At 69.2% G+C, this 20,267-nt stretch carries 17 protein-coding genes and 1 tRNA gene; all 18 read left to right on the top strand.

The window, feature by feature from the left end; genetic code table 11:
• Positions 1–41 precede the first annotated feature (41 nt).
• The 18 genes from GRI40_RS05040 to obgE all read left to right on the top strand — a co-directional run bounded on the left by GRI40_RS05040 (position 42) and on the right by obgE (position 20,243).
• Positions 42–1,454: a UDP-N-acetylmuramoyl-tripeptide--D-alanyl-D-alanine ligase gene (locus GRI40_RS05040; RefSeq protein WP_160611424.1), complete on the top strand. Its 1,413-nt coding sequence runs from the start codon at positions 42–44 to the stop codon at positions 1,452–1,454.
• A gap of 15 nt (positions 1,455–1,469) precedes the next feature.
• Positions 1,470–2,540, top strand: coding sequence for a phospho-N-acetylmuramoyl-pentapeptide-transferase (gene mraY, locus GRI40_RS05035; RefSeq protein WP_160610330.1), 1,071 nt, complete (start codon positions 1,470–1,472; stop codon positions 2,538–2,540).
• Entirely contained in the window at positions 2,537–3,832 is a 1,296-nt protein-coding gene (locus tag GRI40_RS05030) for a Mur ligase family protein (protein ID WP_160610329.1), read from the top strand. Before mraY ends, GRI40_RS05030 begins: the two co-directional genes overlap by 4 nt.
• Positions 3,829–5,052: an FtsW/RodA/SpoVE family cell cycle protein gene (locus GRI40_RS05025; RefSeq protein WP_160610328.1), complete on the top strand. Its 1,224-nt coding sequence runs from the start codon at positions 3,829–3,831 to the stop codon at positions 5,050–5,052. The genes GRI40_RS05030 and GRI40_RS05025 overlap by 4 nt, the downstream gene beginning before the upstream one ends.
• The gene (gene murG, locus GRI40_RS05020) at positions 5,049–6,242 is read left to right on the top strand and encodes an undecaprenyldiphospho-muramoylpentapeptide beta-N-acetylglucosaminyltransferase (RefSeq protein WP_160610327.1); all 1,194 of its coding nucleotides are present in this window, start codon (positions 5,049–5,051) and stop codon (positions 6,240–6,242) included. The genes GRI40_RS05025 and murG overlap by 4 nt, the downstream gene beginning before the upstream one ends.
• Positions 6,239–7,669 (top strand): UDP-N-acetylmuramate--L-alanine ligase, encoded by a 1,431-nt coding sequence (murC, locus tag GRI40_RS05015; protein WP_160610326.1) that lies wholly within the window; start codon positions 6,239–6,241, stop codon positions 7,667–7,669. The genes murG and murC overlap by 4 nt, the downstream gene beginning before the upstream one ends.
• Before the next feature lie 83 nt (positions 7,670–7,752).
• Positions 7,753–8,631, top strand: coding sequence for a UDP-N-acetylmuramate dehydrogenase (gene murB / locus GRI40_RS05010; RefSeq protein ID WP_160611422.1), 879 nt, complete (start codon positions 7,753–7,755; stop codon positions 8,629–8,631).
• The gene (locus tag GRI40_RS05005) at positions 8,601–9,590 is read left to right on the top strand and encodes a D-alanine--D-alanine ligase (protein WP_160610325.1); all 990 of its coding nucleotides are present in this window, start codon (positions 8,601–8,603) and stop codon (positions 9,588–9,590) included. The genes murB and GRI40_RS05005 overlap by 31 nt, the downstream gene beginning before the upstream one ends.
• Complete coding sequence (locus tag GRI40_RS05000) at positions 9,583–10,506, top strand: cell division protein FtsQ/DivIB (RefSeq protein WP_160610324.1); 924 nt, start codon at positions 9,583–9,585, stop codon at positions 10,504–10,506. Before GRI40_RS05005 ends, GRI40_RS05000 begins: the two co-directional genes overlap by 8 nt.
• Entirely contained in the window at positions 10,506–11,786 is a 1,281-nt protein-coding gene (gene ftsA, locus GRI40_RS04995; RefSeq protein ID WP_160611420.1) for a cell division protein FtsA, read from the top strand. Before GRI40_RS05000 ends, ftsA begins: the two co-directional genes overlap by 1 nt.
• A 135-nt stretch (positions 11,787–11,921) precedes the next feature.
• A complete protein-coding gene (gene ftsZ, locus GRI40_RS04990; RefSeq protein WP_160610323.1) occupies positions 11,922–13,601 on the top strand; it encodes a cell division protein FtsZ in 1,680 nt (559 codons plus the stop codon).
• Between the two features lie 58 nt (positions 13,602–13,659).
• The gene (locus GRI40_RS04985) at positions 13,660–15,492 is read left to right on the top strand and encodes an SPOR domain-containing protein (protein ID WP_160610322.1); all 1,833 of its coding nucleotides are present in this window, start codon (positions 13,660–13,662) and stop codon (positions 15,490–15,492) included.
• Between the two features lie 165 nt (positions 15,493–15,657).
• The gene (locus tag GRI40_RS04980; protein WP_160610321.1) at positions 15,658–16,167 is read left to right on the top strand and encodes a type III secretion system chaperone family protein; all 510 of its coding nucleotides are present in this window, start codon (positions 15,658–15,660) and stop codon (positions 16,165–16,167) included.
• A 2-nt stretch (positions 16,168–16,169) separates the two neighbouring features.
• Positions 16,170–16,982 (top strand): pyrroline-5-carboxylate reductase family protein, encoded by an 813-nt coding sequence (locus tag GRI40_RS04975; protein WP_337190495.1) that lies wholly within the window; start codon positions 16,170–16,172, stop codon positions 16,980–16,982.
• 95 nt (positions 16,983–17,077) lie between these two features.
• The gene (locus GRI40_RS04970; RefSeq protein ID WP_160610320.1) at positions 17,078–17,809 is read left to right on the top strand and encodes a Bax inhibitor-1/YccA family protein; all 732 of its coding nucleotides are present in this window, start codon (positions 17,078–17,080) and stop codon (positions 17,807–17,809) included.
• 149 nt (positions 17,810–17,958) lie between these two features.
• Positions 17,959–18,915: a hypothetical protein gene (locus tag GRI40_RS04965; RefSeq protein ID WP_160610319.1), complete on the top strand. Its 957-nt coding sequence runs from the start codon at positions 17,959–17,961 to the stop codon at positions 18,913–18,915.
• A gap of 96 nt (positions 18,916–19,011) precedes the next feature.
• Positions 19,012–19,087: transfer RNA gene (locus GRI40_RS04960), tRNA-Ala, on the top strand.
• Positions 19,088–19,184: 97 nt separating this feature from the next.
• Positions 19,185–20,243 carry a GTPase ObgE gene (obgE, locus tag GRI40_RS04955; protein WP_160610318.1) on the top strand — a complete coding sequence of 353 codons (1,059 nt, stop codon included), beginning with the start codon at positions 19,185–19,187 and terminating at the stop codon, positions 20,241–20,243.
• Positions 20,244–20,267: the final 24 nt, after the last annotated feature.

Raw genomic sequence — 20,267 nt, 5'->3', positions numbered from 1 at the left:
CCTTGCGCGCATGGCCGCGCGACCGGCGTGACGCGCTGGGCATGGCGCTGTGGACCGCCGAGGAAATCGCGGCCGCCACAGGCGGAACCGCCAGCGGCCCATTCCAGTGCGCCGGCGTCGAGATCGACAGCCGCGACGTCCGCTCGGGCGATCTTTTCGTGGCGCTGAAGGGCGAAGCGACCGACGGGCACCGCTTCATCGACAAGGCTTTCGCGGCCGGCGCGGCGGCGGCCCTCGTCAGCGAGCCGATCGACCGTCCGCACGTCCTGGTGGCCGACACCGGCGATGCACTGGCGAAACTCGCCGCGGCGGCGCGCGCCCGGGCCGATGCGGTGCGTGTCGGCGTGACCGGCTCGGTCGGCAAGACGGGCGTCAAGGAAGCGATCTTCGCCGCGCTCGACCGCGCGAGCCGCGGCGCCGCGCATCGCAGCGTGCGCAGCTACAATAACCACGTCGGGGTCCCGCTCAGCCTGGCGCGGATGCCGGCTCGCAGCCGATATGGCGTGTTCGAGATGGGCATGAACCACGCCGGCGAAATCGCGGCGCTCACCCGGCACGTCCGGCCGCATGTCGCCGTCGTCACCACCATCGCCCCCGCGCATATCGAGAACCTCGGCAGCGAAGAGGCGATCGCCGACGCGAAGGCGGAAATCTTCGCGGGCCTGGCCGAAGGCGGCACGGCGGTCATCCCGGCCGACAGCGTGCATTACGATCGCCTGCTGGTGCACGCGCGGCAAGCGGGGGCGAAAGTCATTGCCTTCGGGCGTGCCGCCCATGCCGATGCGCGGCTGATGGACGCCATTCCGAGCGCCAATGGCGGCGCGCTGGTCACCGCCGACATCGCGGGCACGCGGCTGTGCTATTCGGTGGCGGAGCCGGGCGATCACTGGATCATGAACTCGCTGGCGGTGATGGCGGCGGTTCACGCGGCGGGGGGCGATCTGGCGGCGGCGGGGCTGGCGCTGGCGGAGATGGGCGGCCTCAAGGGGCGAGGCGCGCGCCACCGCGTGGCTGTGCCGGGCGGTCATGCGCTGCTGATCGACGAAAGCTACAACGCAAATCCCGCCAGCATGCGCGCGACCTTGCGCCAGTTGGGCCAGACGCCGGCTACCCGGCGGGTCGCGGTGCTCGGCAGCATGAAGGAACTGGGCGATTTCGCCGCCGGCTTCCACGGCCAGCTGGTCGAGCCGCTGGCCGAGGCGCGCGTCGACCATGCGGTGCTGGTGGGCGACGAGATGCGCAGCCTTGCGGTTGAATTGCGTCGCGAACTGGGGAAAGGGGCCGCCGGCCTGCTTGCCGCGCCGCTGACCTTCGCCCATTGCGATGGACCTGGCGAGGCGATCGCGGCGCTCGAGGAATTTGGCCTTGCGGGCGGCGATGCGATCCTGGTGAAGGGATCGAATTCGGTCGGGCTTGGCAGATTGGTCGCGCACTTCGTCGACCGTGGACGTTAGGGGCCGGACGGCTGGATGCTGTACTTGCTATCCGAGTGGATGGGTTTCGAAGGGGTTTTCAACCTCGTCCGCTACCAGACGTTCCGCGCCGGCGCGACGCTGCTCACCGCGCTGCTGATCGGCCTGATCATCGGGCCGCGTTTCATCGACCTTCTGCGCGTGCGGCAGGGCAAGGGGCAGCCGATCCGCGAGGATGGGCCCCAGACCCACCTGGCGAAACGCGGCACGCCCACGATGGGCGGGCTGATGATCCTCACCAGCCTTTCGCTGGCGCTGTTGCTGTGGATGAATTTGTCCAATCCCTTCGTCTGGGCGTGCATCGCGGTGACGCTGGGGTTCGGCCTCATCGGGTTCCTCGACGATTACGACAAGGTGGCCAAGTCGAGCCACGCGGGCGTGCCGGGCAGGGTGCGTCTGCTGCTCGAATTCGTGGTGGCGGGCATCGCGGCGTGGATCGTCGTCGGCCAGATCAACACGTTCCTCTACATCCCGTTCTTTTCCGGCCGCGGGGTGGAGCTGGGCTGGTTCTACTACATATTCGCCGCCCTGGTGATGGTGGGCGCCGGTAACGCGGTGAACCTGACCGACGGGCTGGACGGGCTCGCCACGATGCCCGTGATCATCGCCGCCGGCACGTTTGCGATCATCTCCTATCTTGCCGGCCGCGCGGACTATTCGGCCTATCTCGGCATTCCGCACGTGCCGGGGGCGGGGGAACTCGCCATCTTCTGCGCCGCGATCATGGGGGCGGGCCTTGCCTTCCTGTGGTTCAACGCGCCGCCAGCGGCGGTGTTCATGGGCGATACCGGCAGCCTGGCGCTCGGCGGGGCGCTCGGCGCGATCGCGGTCGCCAGTCATCACGAGATCGTGCTGGGCGTGGTCGGCGGCCTTTTCGTGTTCGAGGCGCTGTCGGTCATCATCCAGGTGTTCTGGTTCAAGCGAACGGGCAAGCGGGTGTTCCGCATGGCCCCGATCCACCATCATTTCGAACAGCTCGGTTGGAGCGAAAGCAAGGTCGTGATCCGGTTCTGGATCGTCTCGATCGTGCTCGCCTTGCTGGGCCTCGCCACGTTGAAGCTGCGATGATCGTCTCGCCCGCCTTTGCCGGCAAGCGGTACGCAGTCCTGGGCCTGGCGCGCTCGGGCCTCGCGGCGGTGGAATCGCTGGTCGCCAGCGGTGCGCGCGTGACCGCGTGGGACCGGCAGGATCATGCCCGCGCCAAGGTGGACACCGCCAACGTGTTGCTTGCCGATCCGCTGGAGATCGACCTGACCGGCTACGATGGCGTCGTCGTCTCGCCTGGCGTGCCGCTCAACACCCACCCGATCGCCGCGCGCGCCGCGCAGTTCGGCGTGCCGGTGATCGGCGATATCGAACTGTTCGCGCAGGCCCGCGCCGCGCTGCCGCCGCACAAGGTCGTCGGGATCACCGGCACCAACGGCAAGAGCACGACCACCGCGCTCGTCCACCACATCCTCCAGACCGCGCAAGTGCCGAGCACGATGGGCGGCAATATCGGCCTGCCGATCCTGGCGCAGGACCCGCTGGCGCCCAATGAGAACGGGGTCGGCGTCTATGTGCTGGAGCTGTCGAGCTACCAGATCGACCTGACCTACACGCTCGATTGCGACGTGGCGGTGCTGCTGAACGTGACGCCGGATCATCTCGACCGATATGACGGCTTCGAGGCTTACAGGCAGTCCAAGATGCGCCTGTTCGCGATGCAGTCTCCGGGCCGGGCGGCGATCATGCCGATCAGCGGGGAGAGCAGGATCGACCAATCCGGTTGGCCGAGCCTGCAAGGACCGCATAATGCCGGCAATGCCCTTGCGGCGATGGAGATTGCGCGCGCGCTGCGCATTCCCGAGGCGACATTGGCGACGGCCCTCCGCACTTTCACCGGCCTCCCCCACCGCATGGAGCGGGTTGCGACGCACGGCGGCGTGCTGTTCGTCAACGACAGCAAGGCGACCAATACGGACAGCGCGGCCCCCGCGCTCGCCGCCTTTCCGCCCCAGAGTGACGGCCCACGCATTCACTGGATTGTCGGCGGGCTGCCCAAGGAAGACGGGCTGGGCGCCTGCGCGCCGCATCTCGGGAACGTCAAGGCTGCCTATACGATCGGCGAGGCCGGCCCGCGCTTCGCGCAACTGATCGAGCCGCATGCCCCGGTGGTCCGTGCGGAAATGCTGTGCGAGGCGACCCGCCGCGCCATCGCCGCGGCCGCGCCGGGTGATGTGGTTCTGCTCTCGCCCGCCTGCGCCAGTTTCGATCAGTTCAAGGATTACGAACAGCGCGGCGAACGCTTCCGCCAGTTCGTTGCCGTTCTGACCGAGGATCCCGCCGCCGACCCGTGCAAGCAGGAAGCGCTGGTGTGAGCCCGCGGCCCTACATTCCCCGCAGCGGCGACCGCGTGCCGGCGCCTGCCCGATATCCCACGTCGCGGCGGGCGGAGCTCAAGATCTGGTGGCGCGAGATCGACCGGGTGCTGCTCGTCCTGGTGCTCGCGCTGATGGCAATGGGGACCGCTGCGGTGTTCGCCGCCTCGCCCGCCAGCGCGCACCGCCTGTCCACCCGCAATGTCGACCTGCCGGAGCTGTATTTCTACTGGGCGCACTTGCGCTGGCAGGCGTTGGGGCTGGTGTTCCTGTTCGCCGCGTCGACTCTCAGCCGCGAGAACGCCCGGCGGGTCGGCATCGTGCTGGCCGGCACGATGCTGTTCTTCCTGCTGCTGGTCCCGATCGTCGGGGGCGAAGTCAACGGCGCGCGGCGCTGGATCAACCTCGGCATCGCGGGGTTCCAGCCGTCCGAGTTCCTGAAGCCGGGGTTCGCTATCCTGCTGGCCTGGATCGTCAGCTGGCGGCTGCGCGATCCGCAGCTTCCCGTGGTCGCCACGGTCACGGGCGTCATGGCGCTGGTCGGCGCGCTGATGATGCTGCAGCCCGATTTCGGCGGCACCATCCTGTTCGCAGGGGTGTGGTTCGTGATCGTGTTGCTGGCCGGCATCCCGCTGAAGCGCGTGGGCATCATGATCGGGGCGGGCGCGGGCCTGCTCGTAGCCACGTACCTGCTGTACGACAACGCGCGCCACCGGATCGACGCGTTCCTGGGCGGCGGAACGGCGTTCGACCAGGTCGATCTTGCCAGCCGCACGCTGCTCGCCGGCGGGTGGACCGGCAGCGGGCTGTGGCTGGGCGTGCGCAAGATGAACCTGCCGGAAGCGCATACCGATTACATCTTCTCCGTGATCGGCGAGGAATTCGGGCTGATCGCCTGCGCGATCATCGTGGCGCTCTATCTCGCCGTCATCGTGCGGGTGCTGACCCGCCTGGTCGATGAAGAGGACCTGTTCACACTACTCGCCGCCGCGGGGCTCTGCACGCAGATCGGCGGGCAGGCGTTCATCAACATCCTGGTCAACCTGCAACTGTTCCCGTCGAAAGGGATGACCCTGCCGCTGGTCAGTTATGGCGGATCGTCGACGATCGCCGTCTGCATCGCCGTGGGCCTGCTGGTGGCGCTGACCCGGCGCAACCCGTTCCTCTATCGGGAGACGCCGGGCCTGCGCGGCCTGATCACGCGGGAGCTTGGCGCATGAGCGGGGCAAGCCGCCATTACGTGCTGGCCGCCGGGGGCACGGGCGGGCACCTGATCCCCGCATTCGCACTGGCGACCGAGCTGGAGCGGCGCGGGCACCACGTCGCGCTGCTGACTGATGCGCGCGGAGCTCAATTGCCCGGCAAGCCCGATTTCCTGCCGGTCCACCTGATCCCGGCCGGGCGGTTCGGCAAGAACCCGCTCCATTGGCCGCGCGGCATCGCCGCGATCCGCGAAGGGCGGCGCATGGCGCTGCGCCTTTTCGAAAGCTTCGCGCCGAGCGCGGTGGTGGGATTCGGGGGATACCCGGTGTTTCCCGCCCTGCTCGCGGCGCTCGCGGCGAAAGTGCCCAGCGTGGTGCACGAACAGAACGCGGTGCTGGGCCGTGTGAACCGCCTGCTGGCGCGCAAGGTCGATGCGATCGCCACGTCGTATCCCGATGTCGCCCGCCTTTCACCCCGCCATGCGGGCAAGGTGCATCTGGTGGGCAACCCGGTGCGTGCGGGCGTCCTCGCGCTGCGGGACGAACCGTTCCCCGCGTTCACCGCCGACGGCCTGCTGCGCGTGCTTGTCACCGGCGGAAGCCAGGGCGCGCGGGTGATGAGCGAGGTCGTGCCCGATGGGCTGGCCATGCTGCCACCGGCCTTGCGCCAGCGCCTGCAAGTCACCCAGCAGTGCCGGCCGGAAGACCTCGAGACCGTGCGTGCGCGCTATCGCGGGCACGACATCCCGGCCGAACTCGGCACCTATTTCGAAGACATGGCCGCGCGTCTGGCGGACGCGCACCTGTTCATCGGGCGGGCCGGGGCGAGCACCATCGCCGAACTGACGGCCGTCGGCCGCCCCGCGATCCTGGTCCCGCTTCCCATCGCAACCGACGATCACCAGGCGGCCAACACGCGCGAGATCGTGCGCGCAGGTGGCGCGCGGATGATCCGGCAGGACAAGTTCACCGCCAAGGAGCTTGCCAAGCAGATCCAGGCGATGGCCCAGCGCCCCGAAACGCTCGCCACGGCTGCCCACGCCGCGTGGAATTGCGGGCGGCCGAAAGCTGTCGAGGATCTGGCGGACCTCGTCGAAAGCTTCGGCGGTACGGCGCTGATGGATGTGATCCGCGTCGACGGCGGCGACGGCCGCGCCGCCAGTGGAGAATTTGCCGCACAGGGCGCCGCCAGGGATATGATGCGGTGAAGGGCGTTCCCACCGACATCGGGACGGTGCACTTCGTCGGGATCGGCGGGATCGGCATGTCCGGCATCGCGGAAGTGATGAACAACCTCGGCTACGCGGTGCAGGGATCGGATCTCGGAGAAAGCGCCACGGTCGAACGGCTGCGCGCGCGGGGCATCCCGGTGATGATCGGGCACGCGGCGGACAACGTCGCCGGCGCGGCTGTGGTTGTCACCTCGACCGCGGTGAAGCGCAGCAATCCGGAAGTCGCCGCCGCGCTCGAACACCGCATCCCGGTGGTCCGCCGCGCGGAGATGCTGGCCGAACTCATGCGGCTCAAGAACACCGTCGCGGTGGCCGGCACGCACGGCAAGACGACGACGACCAGCATGGTGGCCGCGCTGCTCGATGCCGGCGGGATCGATCCCACCGTCATCAACGGCGGCGTGATCGAGCAGTACGGTTCAAACGCCCGGCTGGGCGACAGCGACTGGATGGTGGTGGAGGCGGACGAGAGCGACGGCAGCTTCCTGCGCCTCGACGGTACGATCGCGGTCGTCACCAATATCGATCCCGAACACCTCGACCACTACGGCGATTTCGAGGCGGTGCGGCGGGCCTATGTGGAATTCATCCACAACGTGCCGTTCTATGGCGCGGCGGTGCTGTGCAGCGACCACCCGGAAGTGCAGGCGGTGATCGGCCAGGTGCGCGACCGCAAGGTGGTGACGTACGGCTTTTCCCCCCAGGCCGACGTGGGGGCGGACAACGTGCGCCCCGATGGCGGCGGCAGCGTGTTCGACGTCGTGGTCCGCCGGCTGGGCGAGGAAGATCGCCGCATCGCCGACGTGCGGCTACCGATGCCGGGGCGGCACAACGTGCAGAACGCGCTGGCCGCGATCGCCGTGGCGCTGGAGATGGAATGCCCCGACGCGGTCATCCGCACAGGCTTTGCCAAGTTCGGCGGGGTCCGGCGCCGGTTCACCCGCGCGGGCGAGGTCCCGGCCGGTGGCGGCGTGGCGGCGATCATCGACGATTACGCCCATCACCCGGTGGAAATCCGCGCGGTCCTTGCCGCCGCGCGCGAAAGCGCCGGGGCCGCCGGAGGGCGGGTGATCGCAGTGGTGCAGCCGCACAGGTTCACCCGCTTGCGCGACCTGATGGACGATTTCCAGAACGCCTTCAACGATGCGGACCGGGTGTTCGTCACGCCGGTCTACACGGCGGGTGAAGAGCCGATCGAGGGCGTGGATTCCGCGGCGCTGGTCGCGGGCCTCAAATCGCGCGGTCACCGCTGGGCCGGCGTGATCCCCGATCAGCAGGCGCTGGCCCGCGCGCTCGCCGCCGACGTGCAGGCCGGCGATTTCGTCGTCTGCCTAGGCGCGGGCGACATCACGCGCTGGGCAGCGGGCCTGGCGGACGCGATCCGGCAGGAGCAGGCGGCATGAGCCGGCAGCACGGCGAGGCCGGCTGGCTGCGCCAGAGCGCGCCCTGGGCCGCGGTGGACGAAACCACCGCCGCGCCCTTCGCCATGGATGGCCTTCGCGGCAGGCTGACGGCCGATGCGCCGCTGGCGCCGCTGGTGTGGTTCAAGACCGGCGGCAAGGCCGACTGGCTGTTCGAGCCGGCCGACCTCGAGGATCTGCGCGAATTCTTGTTCCGCATCGGTGGGCGCACGCCGGTGATGCCGCTGGGGCTGGGTTCCAACCTCATCGTCCGCGATGGCGGGGTGCCCGGCGTGGTGATCCGGCTGGGCAAGGCGTTCGCCACGGTGGAGGCCCGGCGGGACAAAGTGCTGGAATGCGGCGGCGGGGCGAGCGGCATCCTGGTCAGCTCCCGCGCGCGCGATGCGGGGATCGCCGGGGTCGAATTCATGCGCGGCATCCCGGGCACCGTGGGCGGCTTCGTGCGGATGAACGGCGGCGCCTATGGCCGCGAGGTGGCCGACGTGCTGATCGATTGCGACGTGGTGATGCCGGACGGCGAGTTCGTGACCCTGCCGGCCCGCGACCTCGAATATACCTACCGCCATTCCGTCCTTCCGGAAGGGGCGGTGGTCGTCGCCGCGCGGTTCCAGGGGCGCGAGGGCATTCCGGCCGAGATCGGCGAGGAGATGGACCGCATCGCCGCCGCGCGCGAAGCCTCGCAGCCGCTGCGCACGCGCACCGGCGGCTCCACTTTCAAGAACCCGCCGGGTGAAAAGGCCTGGGCTCTGGTCGACGCAGCCGGATGCCGCGGCCTGACATTGGGCGGCGCGCAGGTGAGCGAGAAGCACACCAATTTCCTTATCAACACCGGCGACGCGACGAGCGCCGATATCGAAGGCCTGGGAGAACAGGTGCGAGAAAAAGTCTACGCCGACAGCGGTATCTCGCTGGAATGGGAAATCCAGCGGGTGGGCCGGCCGTGAGCGCGGTAACGGCAAAGCCCCACGTCGTCGTCCTCATGGGCGGGTGGGCGAACGAGCGCCCCGTCTCGCTGATGAGCGGCGAAGGCGTTGCCAGGGCGCTGGAGGCGCGCGGATACCGCGTCACGCGCATCGACATGGATCGTACCGTGGCAGCGCGCATTGCAGAGGCCGCGCCCGACGTCGTGTTCAACGCGCTGCACGGGGTGCCGGGTGAAGACGGCACGGTGCAGGGCATGCTCGACCTGATGGGCGTGCCCTACACCCATTCCGGCCTCGCGACATCGGTCATCGCGATCGACAAGGAACTGACCAAGCAGGCGCTGGTGCCGCACGGCGTGCCCATGCCCGGCGGCCGCGTGGTAGAGAGCGAAGGCCTGTTCGAGAAAGACCCGTTGGCGCGCCCTTACGTGCTGAAGCCGGTCAACGAAGGAAGCTCCGTCGGCGTCGCGATCGTCACGGACGAAAGCAATTACGGCAACCCGATCCGGCGCGACGCCGCGGGGCCCTGGCAGGAATTCGCCACCTTGCTTGCGGAACCGTACATCCGCGGACGGGAGATGACGGTGGCCGTGCTCGACGGGGCCGATGGGCCGCGCGCGCTGACGGTGACGGAACTGGTGCCCAAGTCCGGCTTCTACGATTTCGACGCCAAGTACACCGACGGGATGACGGATCACATCTGCCCCGCCGACATTCCCGAACGGATCGCGGAACTGTGCAAGGCATATGCCGTGCAGGCCCACGTCCTGCTCGGCTGCAACGGGTGCAGCCGGACCGATTTCCGCTGGGATGACGAACAGGGGGAGGCCGGGTTGTTCGTGCTGGAAACCAACACCCAGCCGGGAATGACCCCGCTCAGCCTGGTGCCCGAACAGGCGCGCCATTGCGGGATGTGTTACGAGGATCTGGTCGAGGCGCTTGTCGGCGAAGCGCTTGCGCGGGGGGTAAGACATGGCTGAAACGATCAGCCGCAAGGGCAAGGGCGTCCGCCGATCGGCCGCGGCCCGCAGCCGTGCGGACACCGCGCGCCGTGCGCGTGCGCGGACCGGCAGCGCCATGGGCGGGGCGCTGGCGCTGCTGCCGTTCACCGAAGAGCAGCTGCACAAGGTGTTCCTGGTCGCGATCCTCGGCGGCGCAGCGGCGCTGATGTGGGTCGTCGCCAGCCTCGCGGGTGTTCCCGCGCTGCTCCAGGCGCAAGTCGCTTCGCTCGCCGCCGACGCCGGGTTCGAAGTGCGTCGGGTCCAGGTCACCGGCGTCGATCGCATGAACGAGCTCAAGGTCTACGAACGCGTGCTGGCCGAGCGCGACCGCCCGATGCCGCTGGTCGACGTGGATGCCATCCGGGCCGACCTGCTGGCGCTTTCGTGGGTGGAGGATGCCCGAGTCAGCCGACAGCTGCCTGAAACGCTGGTGGTCGACGTGGTCGAGCGCACGCCGCGCGCGGTGCTGCGCAAGGCGGACAAGCTGGTGCTGATCGACGGCGGCGGGCACGAGCTCGAGCCGATCTCCAGCGCCAATGCCAGGGGAATGCTCAAGATTTCCGGCCCCGGCGCCGCGCGCCAGGTGGCGGAGCTCGACACGCTGCTCGATGCGGCGCCGGCGCTGAAATCGCAGGTGGCGGAGGCCGAATGGGTCGGCAACCGGCGGTGGAACCTGACGTTCGCCACCGGCCAGGTGCTCGCCCTACCGCATGGTGACGACGCATCGGCCGGCGCGCTCGTCTCGTTCGCGCGGCTCGATGGGCTCAACCGGCTGCTGGGCGGCAAGGTCGCCGCGTTCGACATGCGCGCGCCCGACCGGATCTACATGCGCATTCCGGGCCGCGCGCAGGCCAAGGCGCTGGAAGCAAGCCCAAAAGCAAACGGGGGGCAATGATGGGCTTGCCGCGCATCGCCAAGGTCTTCGGCGCCGTCAACGTGGGATCGTTTCGCATCTCCGCGATGATCATGGGCCTGTCGGAAACGGGCGAGATGATCGTGCTGGGCTCCGGCAACCGCCAGAGTCAGGGCGTCAAGCGCGGATACGTCACCGATATGGCAGCGGCCACCTATGCCATCCGTGACGCGGTGGAGCGGGCGGAGAAGAACGCCGGCACCAGCATTTCCAGCGTATGGGTCGGCTGCTCGGGCGCCGGACTCGCCAGCCGGGTCGCCAAGGTGGAAATCGACATCGGCGGCCGCCGGATCGAGGAAGACGATATCGAACACCTGCTGGTTGCCGCGCGGGATTCGATCCAGCCGGACGGTCGCATGGTGCTGCACGCGCAGCCGGCGCATTACACGCTCGACGGGGCGCACGGGGTCGCCAACCCGCGCGGTCTCCATGCCGAACGACTGGGCGTGGATGTCCACGTGATGCTGGCCGACGGGGCCCCCATCCGCAACCTGATCGAAGCGGTGCGCAACGCCCATCTCGACGTGGAGGCGGTCGTCGCGGCGCCGATCGCGGCGGGCCACGCCTGCCTGAGCCCTGAGGAGCGCGAGCTCGGTACCGCCCTGGTCGAGATTGGCGGGGAGGTGACCAACGTCTCGCTCTATGCCGGGGGCATGCTGCTCGGTCTTACCGCGATCCCTTTCGGATCGTCCGATATCACCGACGCCGTGGCGAGCGCGTTCGGCATCCGCCGCTTCCAGGCGCAGCGGCTCAAGAGCCGCTATGGCTCGGCCGTCGCGTCGCCGAACGATTACCGCGACATGGTGCCGGTGAACGGACCGGGAGACGAAACCATCGGCCCCGCCGCGCGCGGGGCGGACGACAAGAACCGCGTGCCCCGGGCGGAACTGATCTCCGTCATCACCGAACAGCTTTCGCGCCTCAGCGACGAGATAGGACGGGCGCTGAAGGGCATGGGCTTCACCGGGGCCAAGGGCGGGCAGGTGGTCGTGACCGGCGGGGGCGCGGAACTGGCCGGCATCGCGGACTATCTCCAGATCGCGCTCGGCCGGCCGGTGCGCATCGGCAAGCCCCCGGCGCTTCGCGGGCTGGGAGAGGCGAACGCGACGCCCAGCTTCGCGACCCTGGCGGGCCTGTGCCTCTACGCCGCGGACGACCCGGTCGATATCCGCGCGGTGGGCCCGCGCCACCAGCCGACGATGCGCTATTCCGGCCTCGGCGTCGCCAACCGCGTGTGGCGCGCCATGCGCGAATACTTCTGAAACGGATTTGCCCTTGGCCGGCGCAGTGTTAACCGTTGTGGATAAGGAAGGGGATAGCTTCCCCGCCGCCCCCGCTTTGTGCAAAACTGACGTCAATCCTATTCACTTGCTGACTTTTCCCCGGAGGGAAGCCCAATGAGCATCAATATCGGTCCCCCCGCTGTCGACGACATGCGTCCCAAGATCATGGTCATCGGCGTGGGCGGCGCCGGCGGCAACGCGATCGCCAACATGATCGCTGCGCAGATCGAAGGCGTCGACTTCATCGTCGCCAACACCGATGCGCAGGCGCTGGGCAACGCCATGGCCGAAAAGCGCATCCAGCTCGGCCCCGATATCACCGGCGGCCTTGGCGCAGGCGCGCGGCCCGAAGTGGGTAAGGCCGCGGGCGAGGAATCGGTCGCCGAGATCGAAGACGCGCTCGACGGCGTCAACATGTGCTTCATCGCCGCCGGCATGGGCGGCGGCACCGGCACGGGTGCGGCACCCGTCATCGCGGAAGCCGCGCGGCGCAAGGGCGTTCTTACCGTAGGCGTGGTGACCAAGCCGTTCCTGTTCGAAGGCACGCGCCGGATGCGCGCGGCCGAGGCCGGGATCGAGGAACTGCAGAAGCACGTAGATACCCTGATCGTCATCCCCAACCAGAACCTGTTCCTGGTGGCGAAGGCGGAAACCACCTTCAAGGAAGCGTTCCAGCTCGCTGACGAAGTGCTGCAGCAGGGCGTCCGCTCCATCACCGACCTCATGGTCATGCCGGGCCTCATCAACCTCGACTTCGCCGACGTGCGTTCGGTGATGCAGGAAATGGGCAAGGCGATGATGGGCACGGGCGAGGGCGAGGGCGAGAACCGCGCGCTCGAGGCCGCCGAACGCGCGATCGCCAACCCCCTGCTCGACGGCGTCAGCATGGCCGGCGCGAAGGGCGTGATCATCTCCATCATCGGCGGCGAGGACATGAAGCTGCTCGAGGTGGACGAGGCGGCGAACCACATCCGCGAGCTGGTGGACGAAGACGCGAACATCATCTGGGGATCGGCCTTCAACCCCGACCTTCAGGGCAAGATCCGCGTGTCCGTGGTCGCCACCGGTATCGACGGCACGGGCGAAACGGCCGCAAGCGAGCCGCGATCGTTCGCCATGTCCGGATCGCGCGCGCCGAAGCGTCCGGTGCTGGAGCTGCCGCCGGAAGATGAATTCGAACTGCCGGCTGAAAGCGCGGTGGAGCCTGTCGCCGAACCGGCCGCCGCCTATGACGACGCGGCCGCGGGGCGCGACACGCTCGACCTCGGCGCCATGCCGAGCGAGTTCGAGGAATCCGACGCGGGCGAGAGCGAGGAATACGACGACGATGTCGATGGCATCGTCGATCCGCTCGCCGGCCTGCGCAACGCTGACGCCGACGGGGACGACGGCGCCGATGGCTACGGTGCGCCCCGCGGCGCTAATGCCGATGACGATGCCTACTGGGGCAACGATGCCGGCGCCGGGACGCCTGCCGCGCCGACCACGCAGGGCAGCGCCGGAGGGGACGAGCTCCTGCTCGACGCAGACCGCCTTTCCGAACGGGACGACACCGTTCGCCCGATGCTGGGCGGAGGGCGCCGGCGCGGATTGCTGACGGGTGATGACGGGGTCGCCGGCGACGCACCCGCAGCGCCCGCGGCAGGGGCGGGGACCACGCTGTTCGAACGCATGGCCAACCTTTCGCGCGGGGGCATGAAGCCTGCCGACGATGAGGATGACGATGACGGCGATGGCGGCGGCTCCGCATCGCTGTCGATCCCCCGTTTCCTGGGGCGGCAGAACAACCAGTAACCGGCCGGGCGCGGCTGTTCCGCAGGGGTTCAGCCGCGCCGGTGCAGGATGCGCAGCGATGGCTACCCGCACTTCACGAATGCTGACGATCCCGGCGCGGATCGTGGCGGCAGCGCTGCTGGCCGCCGGCGCGGTGCCGGCTGCCGCGCAGGTCCCGGTGGTCCAGGCGCTTCCGTCGCCGGCCGCCACCGAACTGCGCGATGCCCTGCGCCAGCTTGCCCGCAGCCCCGCGAACTTCGACGCGCTGATCGCCGCCGGCCGCGCGTCGCTGGCGCTCGACGACGTGGATGCCGCGATCGGTTTCTTCGGCCGTGCGGATAGCGTGCGCCCGGGCGACCCGCGGGTCCGGGCGGGCCTCGCCTCTGCGAAATTGAAATCCGACAATCCGGTGGAGGCGCTGCAACTGTTCGAGCAGGCGGCCCAGGGTGGCGCCGCGCCGGTGACGCTGGCGGCCGAACGCGGGCTGGCGTTCGACCTGGTGGGCGACAACGCTTCGGCCCAGATGCAATACCGGCTTGCCCTGACGCAGGGCCCCAATCCGGAAGTCAGCCGCCGCCTCGCGCTCAGCCAGGCGATCGCCGGCGACCGCAAGGGGTTCGAGGCGACGCTGCTTCCCATGTTGCAGCGCAATGACATGGCGGCATTCCGCGCGCGCGCGTTCGGCCTGGCGATCATGGGGGACGAGGCGCAGTCCGTTTCCATCGTGGAGACCGTGATGCCGCGCGAACTGGCGGCGCGGATCAAGCCGTATCTTGCCTACATGCCCCGGTTGACGCGGGCGCAGCAGGCAGCGGCGGCCAACCTGGGCGCGTTCCCGCGGGCCGCGCAGATCGGCCGCGACGATCCGCGTCTGGCGGCCTACACCGGCGCGCGCCCCGCCGGCGCTCCGGCCCAGGGTGCGGGATCGCGCCTGGCTCCGGCGGGCGAGCCGCTCGGCCCGCGTGCCCAAGCCGCGATCACCACGGCGCAGCGCCCGACCGCTGCCCAGCGGCGCCAGCAGCGCGAGACGGAACGGCGCCAGGCCGCGCTGGCGGAACAGCAGCGCAAGGCCGCCGCGGCCGCTGCGCGCAAGCCGGCCGCGACCGTCGCGCGCGCCTCTCCGCCGCCGGTCGTCGTGCGCCAACTGACCAACCCCTCTCCCCCGCCGCCACCGGCCGCACCGGCATCCGTGCAGCCGGCCGCAACCAGGCCCGCCGCCATGGCCAGCCCGCCGGTCGCGCGGACGGCCGAACTGCCACCCGTGGCGGACAGCGGCCTTGCACGGGTGCTGGCGGCGCAGCAGTCGCCGGTTGCTTCCTCCGCGCCGGGACCGACCGCCGCGGTGCCTGCCTCTGCCGCAACCCCCCCGGTGCAGATTGCCTTCGTTCCCCCTGCGTCGGCGACGCCCGCCGCCCCGCAACCTGTCGTGCAGGCAGTGCCCGAGCCGGTGAGCCTGGCGGAAGCCTTTGCCGAATTCGCCGCTGCCGACGCGAACGCCAGCCCGGCGGTGGGTGCGGTGGACATCACGCGGATCACGCCGCGCCGCGAATTGCCTCCCGAACCGAAAGCCGCGGAACCGAAAGCCGCCGAACCGAAAAAGGTCGCTGTGGCAAAGGCCGCCCCGCCGCCGCCGAAGCCCAAGGCGCCCAGCCGGGTGTGGGTGCAGGTGGCCACCGGCAAGGATCTCGGCGCGCTGGCGTTCGACTGGCGCCGCTTCGGCAAGGAAGCGCCCGCGCTGCTCGGCAAGCGGTCGGCCTATACGGCGAAGTGGGGCGTCTCGCGGCGGCTGCTGACCGGCCCGTTCGATTCGCAGCGTGCTGCTGCGAAATTCGTGGCGGACCTCAAGACGGCGGGCGTCGACGCGTTCACCTTCACCAGCAGCGAAGGCGAAGAGATCGCCCCACTGAAGTAACGCCCGCGCCCGGCCCGAGGGGTTAAGGCGCAGGGTTGCCAACGCGTTTTGCACAGCCTGTGAACAGGGTTATCAGGTTGTCCCCAAGCGTTAACCGCGCCCGCGTTGCCGCGCGGTCCGCGCGTCTTCACACAGCGGGCAAATGACAAGAGACGGGACGCCATCATGATCAGCGCAAACGACGATTATCCGGGCGAAGGCGACGACGCCGCGCCGGTCGACATGCTGGCCGCACTGTTCGAAGCGCGCGGCTGGGCGCACGAAATCGTCTCGCCGCACGAGATTTCCGGCGAAGTGCAGGGAAGCTGGACGACGTACCAGATCCGCGCGATCTGGCGGCCGGAGGACAACGTCCTGCAGCTGTTGTGCCTGCCCGATGTCCGCGTGGCGGAGGACAAGCGCAAGGCCGCGTACGAGCTGCTGGCGCTGGTCAACGAACAGCTCTGGCTCGGCCATTTCGATATCTGGTCGCAGGGCGGCATGCTGGTCTATCGCAATGCCCTGCTGCTGGGCGACGACGGCTTGCTGGGGCTGGGACAGGCGCAAGGGCTGATCGAAACCGCGGTCGACGAATGCGACCGGTTCTACCCTGCATTCCAGTTCGTGCTCTGGGGCGACAAGACCGCGCGCGAGGCGCTTGCCAACGCGATGGTCGACGCCGCGGGCGCGGCCTGATCGTGGCGGGCGCGGCGCCTTCGATCCTTGCCGCCGGTTACGGCAACATGGCGTGCGCCATGGTCGAAGGCTGGCTGCGCGCGGGCATTCCCGCCGCGTCCATCACCGCCTGCGGCCCCAATCCCAAGGCAACGCCCGATGGGGTGCGCTTCACGCAAGGGGTGCCTTCCGCCGCGCCGGATATCCTCCTGCTCGGGATGAAGCCGCAAGCGCTCGCCGCGGCCGCGCCGGGCCTGCAACCGGTGGTGCGCGCGGGAACGACGGTGATCTCGATCCTCGCCGGGGTGGAACTGGCCACGCTGACGCGGCATTTTCCGGGCGCGGCGGGGGTCGTGCGGCTGATGCCGAACCTCGCGGCCGCGATCGGCAAGTCGCCCTGCGCTCTCGTCGCCACTGGCCTGAGCGCGGAACGCCGGGCGGAGGTCACGCGCCTGGCGGAGGCGCTGGGCGCGGCCGAATGGCTGGCGGACGAGAACCTGTTCGACCTCGTCACCGCGCTCGCCGGTTCCGGGCCGGGGTTCGTCTATCGCTTCATCGATGCACTGGCCACGGCAGGGGCCGATCTCGGGTTGGCGCCGGACCAGGCGCGGCGGCTGGCCGTGCAGATGACCGAAGGCGCCGCGATGCTCGCCGCGGCATCGGCGGACAGCCCGGCCGCGCTGGCGGACAAGGTGGCCAGCCCCGGCGGGATGACGCGCCGGGGCCTCGACGTGCTTGATGCGGACGGCGCGCTTGTGAAACTTGTCACGGAAACCTTGCGTGCCGCGCGCGACCGGGGCCGCGAAATGGCGGATGCCGCGCGTGGCGAAGGTTAATCGCGCCGCGGCCGGTTTTCCTTGAACTGGCGGGGGAAACTCCCGATATTGCGGATACCGGCTTGTCGTCGCTCGGCGCCGGAATGGAGATTGGAATGGCTGAATTCAACGATCCCCGCACGACGACGACCGGCTTCGGGTCGGTTCCGCGCGCCGGTGGGCAGGTCGTGTTCGACGCAGGTCTGCGCAAGCACATGCTGTCGATCTACAACTACATGACAAGCGGCGTGCTGCTGACCGGCATCGTCGCGCTGATGACCTACACCTCGGGCATGGCGGCGACTTTCGCGTCGGGCCCGTTGATGTGGATCGTGGCCCTGTCGCCGCTCGCGATCGTCTTCGCGATGAGCTTCGGCGCCAACCGCTTTTCGAAGACCACACTGCAGATGCTGTTCTGGGCCTTTGCCGCGCTGATGGGCCTGTCGCTGTCGACGATCTTCCTGCGCTTTACCGGTGCATCGATCGCCGTCACGTTCTTCGCGACCGCCGCGGCGTTCGCAGGCCTGAGCCTGTTCGGCTATACCACGCAGAAGAGCCTGAGCGGGTGGGGCAGCTTCCTCATCATGGGCGTGGTCGGCCTGCTGGTCGCGATGATCGCCAACATGTTCCTGCAGAGCCCGGGGCTGATGTATGCGATCAGCTTCATCGGCGTGTTGATTTTCGCGGGCCTCACCGCCTACGATACGCAGCGGCTGAAGAACGAATACGCGATGCTGCGCGGCACGGAATTCGCCGGCAAGGCGGTGGTGCTCGGCGCGCTGACGCTGTACCTGGACTTCATCAACATGTTCCAGTTCCTGCTCAGCTTCATGGGCAACCGCGAATAATCGCACATACGACTCGCTTCATCGTGCCCGGGGTGCCAAGCGCGCCCCGGGCATTTTCTTTGCGGCAGGGCGGATGTAGGGTCCCCGCTTCAGCGGGGCGAAAGGCTCTTGCTGGCAGATTTGATGCGGGCAGAGGAGGGCCGCGCCGCATGTCGTTCAATACCACCGTCATCCGGGTGACCGCGTTCGCGGCGGGCCTCGCGTTTCTGGCCGGCTGCGCCACGCCGCCGCCGCCCCCGCCCCCGCCGCCCCCGCCGCCCGTGGCGAAGATCGTGCCGCCCAAGCCGACACCGCCGCTGGGCGCCTATGACGGGATGCCCATTCCCGCGGTCGAGGTGGACGGGCTCCGCCGGACGGTGAATTATGGCCTCACCCCCGCGCAGATGACGTGGAACCTGCGTTCCGGCCTCAACGTGGCGGCGCTCAACTGCCTGGAGCTTGAATACGATCCGATCCTCCAGGCGTACAAGACGCTGCTGAAGACGCAGGCGCGCGGCCTGTCCGCTGCGAACAAGACGCTGGAGACGGAATTCCGCCAGAAATACGGCTCCGGCTTCCGCGACGTGCTCGATGGCTACATGACGCAGGTGTACAACTATTTCGCGCTGCCGCCCGCGCGAAAGAATTTCTGCGACGCCTCGCTCGCCATCGCCAATGAATCGCTGACCGTGGCGCCGGGCGAACTCGATGCCTTCGCCGCGCGCAGCCTGCCCAGGCTGGAGGCTGTGTTCGAGGCGTTCTTCCGCTCGTACGAACAGTACCGGGTGGACCTGGCGAACTGGAACGCGGAATACGGGCCGCCGATCTACCGCGCGAATGCGATCGGGTACGTCAACCCGCTGGATCCGGCCGTCTCGGTCCCCGCAGGCTCGACCACGGTCGGCGCCATGCCCGCAACCGTGCCTGCCGCTTCGGCCGGAGCCTCGACCCCCGTCATCGTGCTGACCGAAACGCCGCCCGTGACGGAAGGTGTCCCGCAGCCCGCGGATGCCCAGCCGGCAACGGTTCAGCCGACGCCCGCACAGCCGTCAATCACCTTGCCGCCCGTGCAGCCGGCGATCGTCCTGCCGGCACCGGAAGCCACGCCGACCGGCAGCGGGCGCTGACCGGCCGACCGGATTTGCGCTTGAAAAACCGCCGCCCGCTGGTCTAGGGGGCGCGCTTCGCCGGCGCGGTCTTGCGCGCGGGCGGGATACTGGAACGGGGCCGTAGCTCAGATGGGAGAGCGCGTCGTTCGCAATGACGAGGTCAGGGGTTCGATCCCCCTCGGCTCCACCAGTGTCCGCGCCCATATGCCCTGATGATGCCAGCCGTGGCCTGGCCCCGGCGCCTGCGCGGCTTTCCACCGGCCCCTTAAACGCGTAGCGCCCTTTCCATGCACTTTCTCGACCAGGCGAAGATCTACATCCGCTCCGGCGCCGGGGGCCCGGGGGCGGTCAGCTTCCGGCGGGAGAAATACGTCGAATACGGCGGGCCCGATGGCGGCAACGGGGGCAAGGGCGGTGACATTGTGTTCGTGGCGGTGGCCGGCCTCAACACGCTCATTGATTTCCGCTACACCCAGCACTTCAAGGCGCAGCGCGGCGGGCACGGCATGGGCAAGGACCGCACCGGCGCGTCGGCCCCGGACCTCGTGATCGAAGTGCCGGTGGGCACGCAGATCCTGTCGGAGGACAAGGACGAGGTGCTCGCCGATTTTACCGAAGTCGGCCAGCGCGTCGTCCTGCTGGAAGGCGGCATGGGCGGCCGCGGCAACGCCAGTTACAAGACCAGCACCAACCGCGCCCCGCGCCAGCACCAGCCCGGCATCCCTTCGGAAGAAATGTGGGTGTGGCTGCGGCTGAAGCTGCTGGCCGACGTGGGCCTGGTCGGCCTGCCGAACGCGGGCAAGAGCACGTTCATCAACCAGGTCTCGAACGCGCAGGCCAAGGTTGGCGCCTACGCATTCACCACGCTGGTGCCGAAGCTGGGCGTGGTGCGCCACCGCGGGCGCGAATTCGTGCTGGCGGACATTCCCGGCCTGATCGAAGGCGCGGCCGACGGGGCCGGGATCGGCGACCGATTCCTGGGCCATATCGAACGGTGCCGCGTGCTGATCCACCTGATCGACATCGAAGGCGTCGATCCGCCCGAGGCGCTGCGCATCGTGGAGGACGAACTGGCCGCCTATGGCGAAGGGCTGGAGGATAAGCCGCGCCTGATCGCGCTCAACAAGGTGGACCTGGCGGACGCGGAGCTTGCCGGGGACTACGCCGCGGAACTGCTCGCCGCCGGCGTCGATGCCGTGTTCCCGATCTCCGGCGCCACGGGGGAGGGGGTCGATGCCCTGCTCGATGCCGCGCTCGGCTACCTGCCCGATCGCACCGCGACCGAGACGAAGGGCAACGAGGTGGAGGACCTGCCGGCCGATGGCGGGGACTGGTCGCCGATTTAGCCGCAATCACCGCCGCGCTTGTCC

Source organism: Tsuneonella aeria (assembly GCF_009827495.1).
In the GTDB taxonomy this organism is placed as follows: Bacteria; Pseudomonadota; Alphaproteobacteria; order Sphingomonadales; family Sphingomonadaceae; genus Tsuneonella; species Tsuneonella aeria.
This window is presented reverse-complemented; position numbering and strand designations above follow the sequence as displayed.

Coding starts and splice junctions, on each gene's coding strand:
- GRI40_RS05040 (WP_160611424.1), top strand. CDS start 42: ATGGCGCTGTGGACCGCCGAGGAAATCGCGGCCGCCACAGGCGGAACC.
- mraY (WP_160610330.1), top strand. CDS start 1,470: ATGCTGTACTTGCTATCCGAGTGGATGGGTTTCGAAGGGGTTTTCAAC.
- GRI40_RS05030 (WP_160610329.1), top strand. CDS start 2,537: ATGATCGTCTCGCCCGCCTTTGCCGGCAAGCGGTACGCAGTCCTGGGC.
- murG (WP_160610327.1), top strand. CDS start 5,049: ATGAGCGGGGCAAGCCGCCATTACGTGCTGGCCGCCGGGGGCACGGGC.
- murB (WP_160611422.1), top strand. CDS start 7,753: ATGGATGGCCTTCGCGGCAGGCTGACGGCCGATGCGCCGCTGGCGCCG.
- GRI40_RS05005 (WP_160610325.1), top strand. CDS start 8,601: ATGGGAAATCCAGCGGGTGGGCCGGCCGTGAGCGCGGTAACGGCAAAG.
- GRI40_RS05000 (WP_160610324.1), top strand. CDS start 9,583: ATGGCTGAAACGATCAGCCGCAAGGGCAAGGGCGTCCGCCGATCGGCC.
- ftsA (WP_160611420.1), top strand. CDS start 10,506: ATGGGCTTGCCGCGCATCGCCAAGGTCTTCGGCGCCGTCAACGTGGGA.
- ftsZ (WP_160610323.1), top strand. CDS start 11,922: ATGAGCATCAATATCGGTCCCCCCGCTGTCGACGACATGCGTCCCAAG.
- GRI40_RS04985 (WP_160610322.1), top strand. CDS start 13,660: ATGGCTACCCGCACTTCACGAATGCTGACGATCCCGGCGCGGATCGTG.
- GRI40_RS04980 (WP_160610321.1), top strand. CDS start 15,658: ATGATCAGCGCAAACGACGATTATCCGGGCGAAGGCGACGACGCCGCG.
- GRI40_RS04970 (WP_160610320.1), top strand. CDS start 17,078: ATGGCTGAATTCAACGATCCCCGCACGACGACGACCGGCTTCGGGTCG.
- GRI40_RS04965 (WP_160610319.1), top strand. CDS start 17,959: ATGTCGTTCAATACCACCGTCATCCGGGTGACCGCGTTCGCGGCGGGC.
- obgE (WP_160610318.1), top strand. CDS start 19,185: ATGCACTTTCTCGACCAGGCGAAGATCTACATCCGCTCCGGCGCCGGG.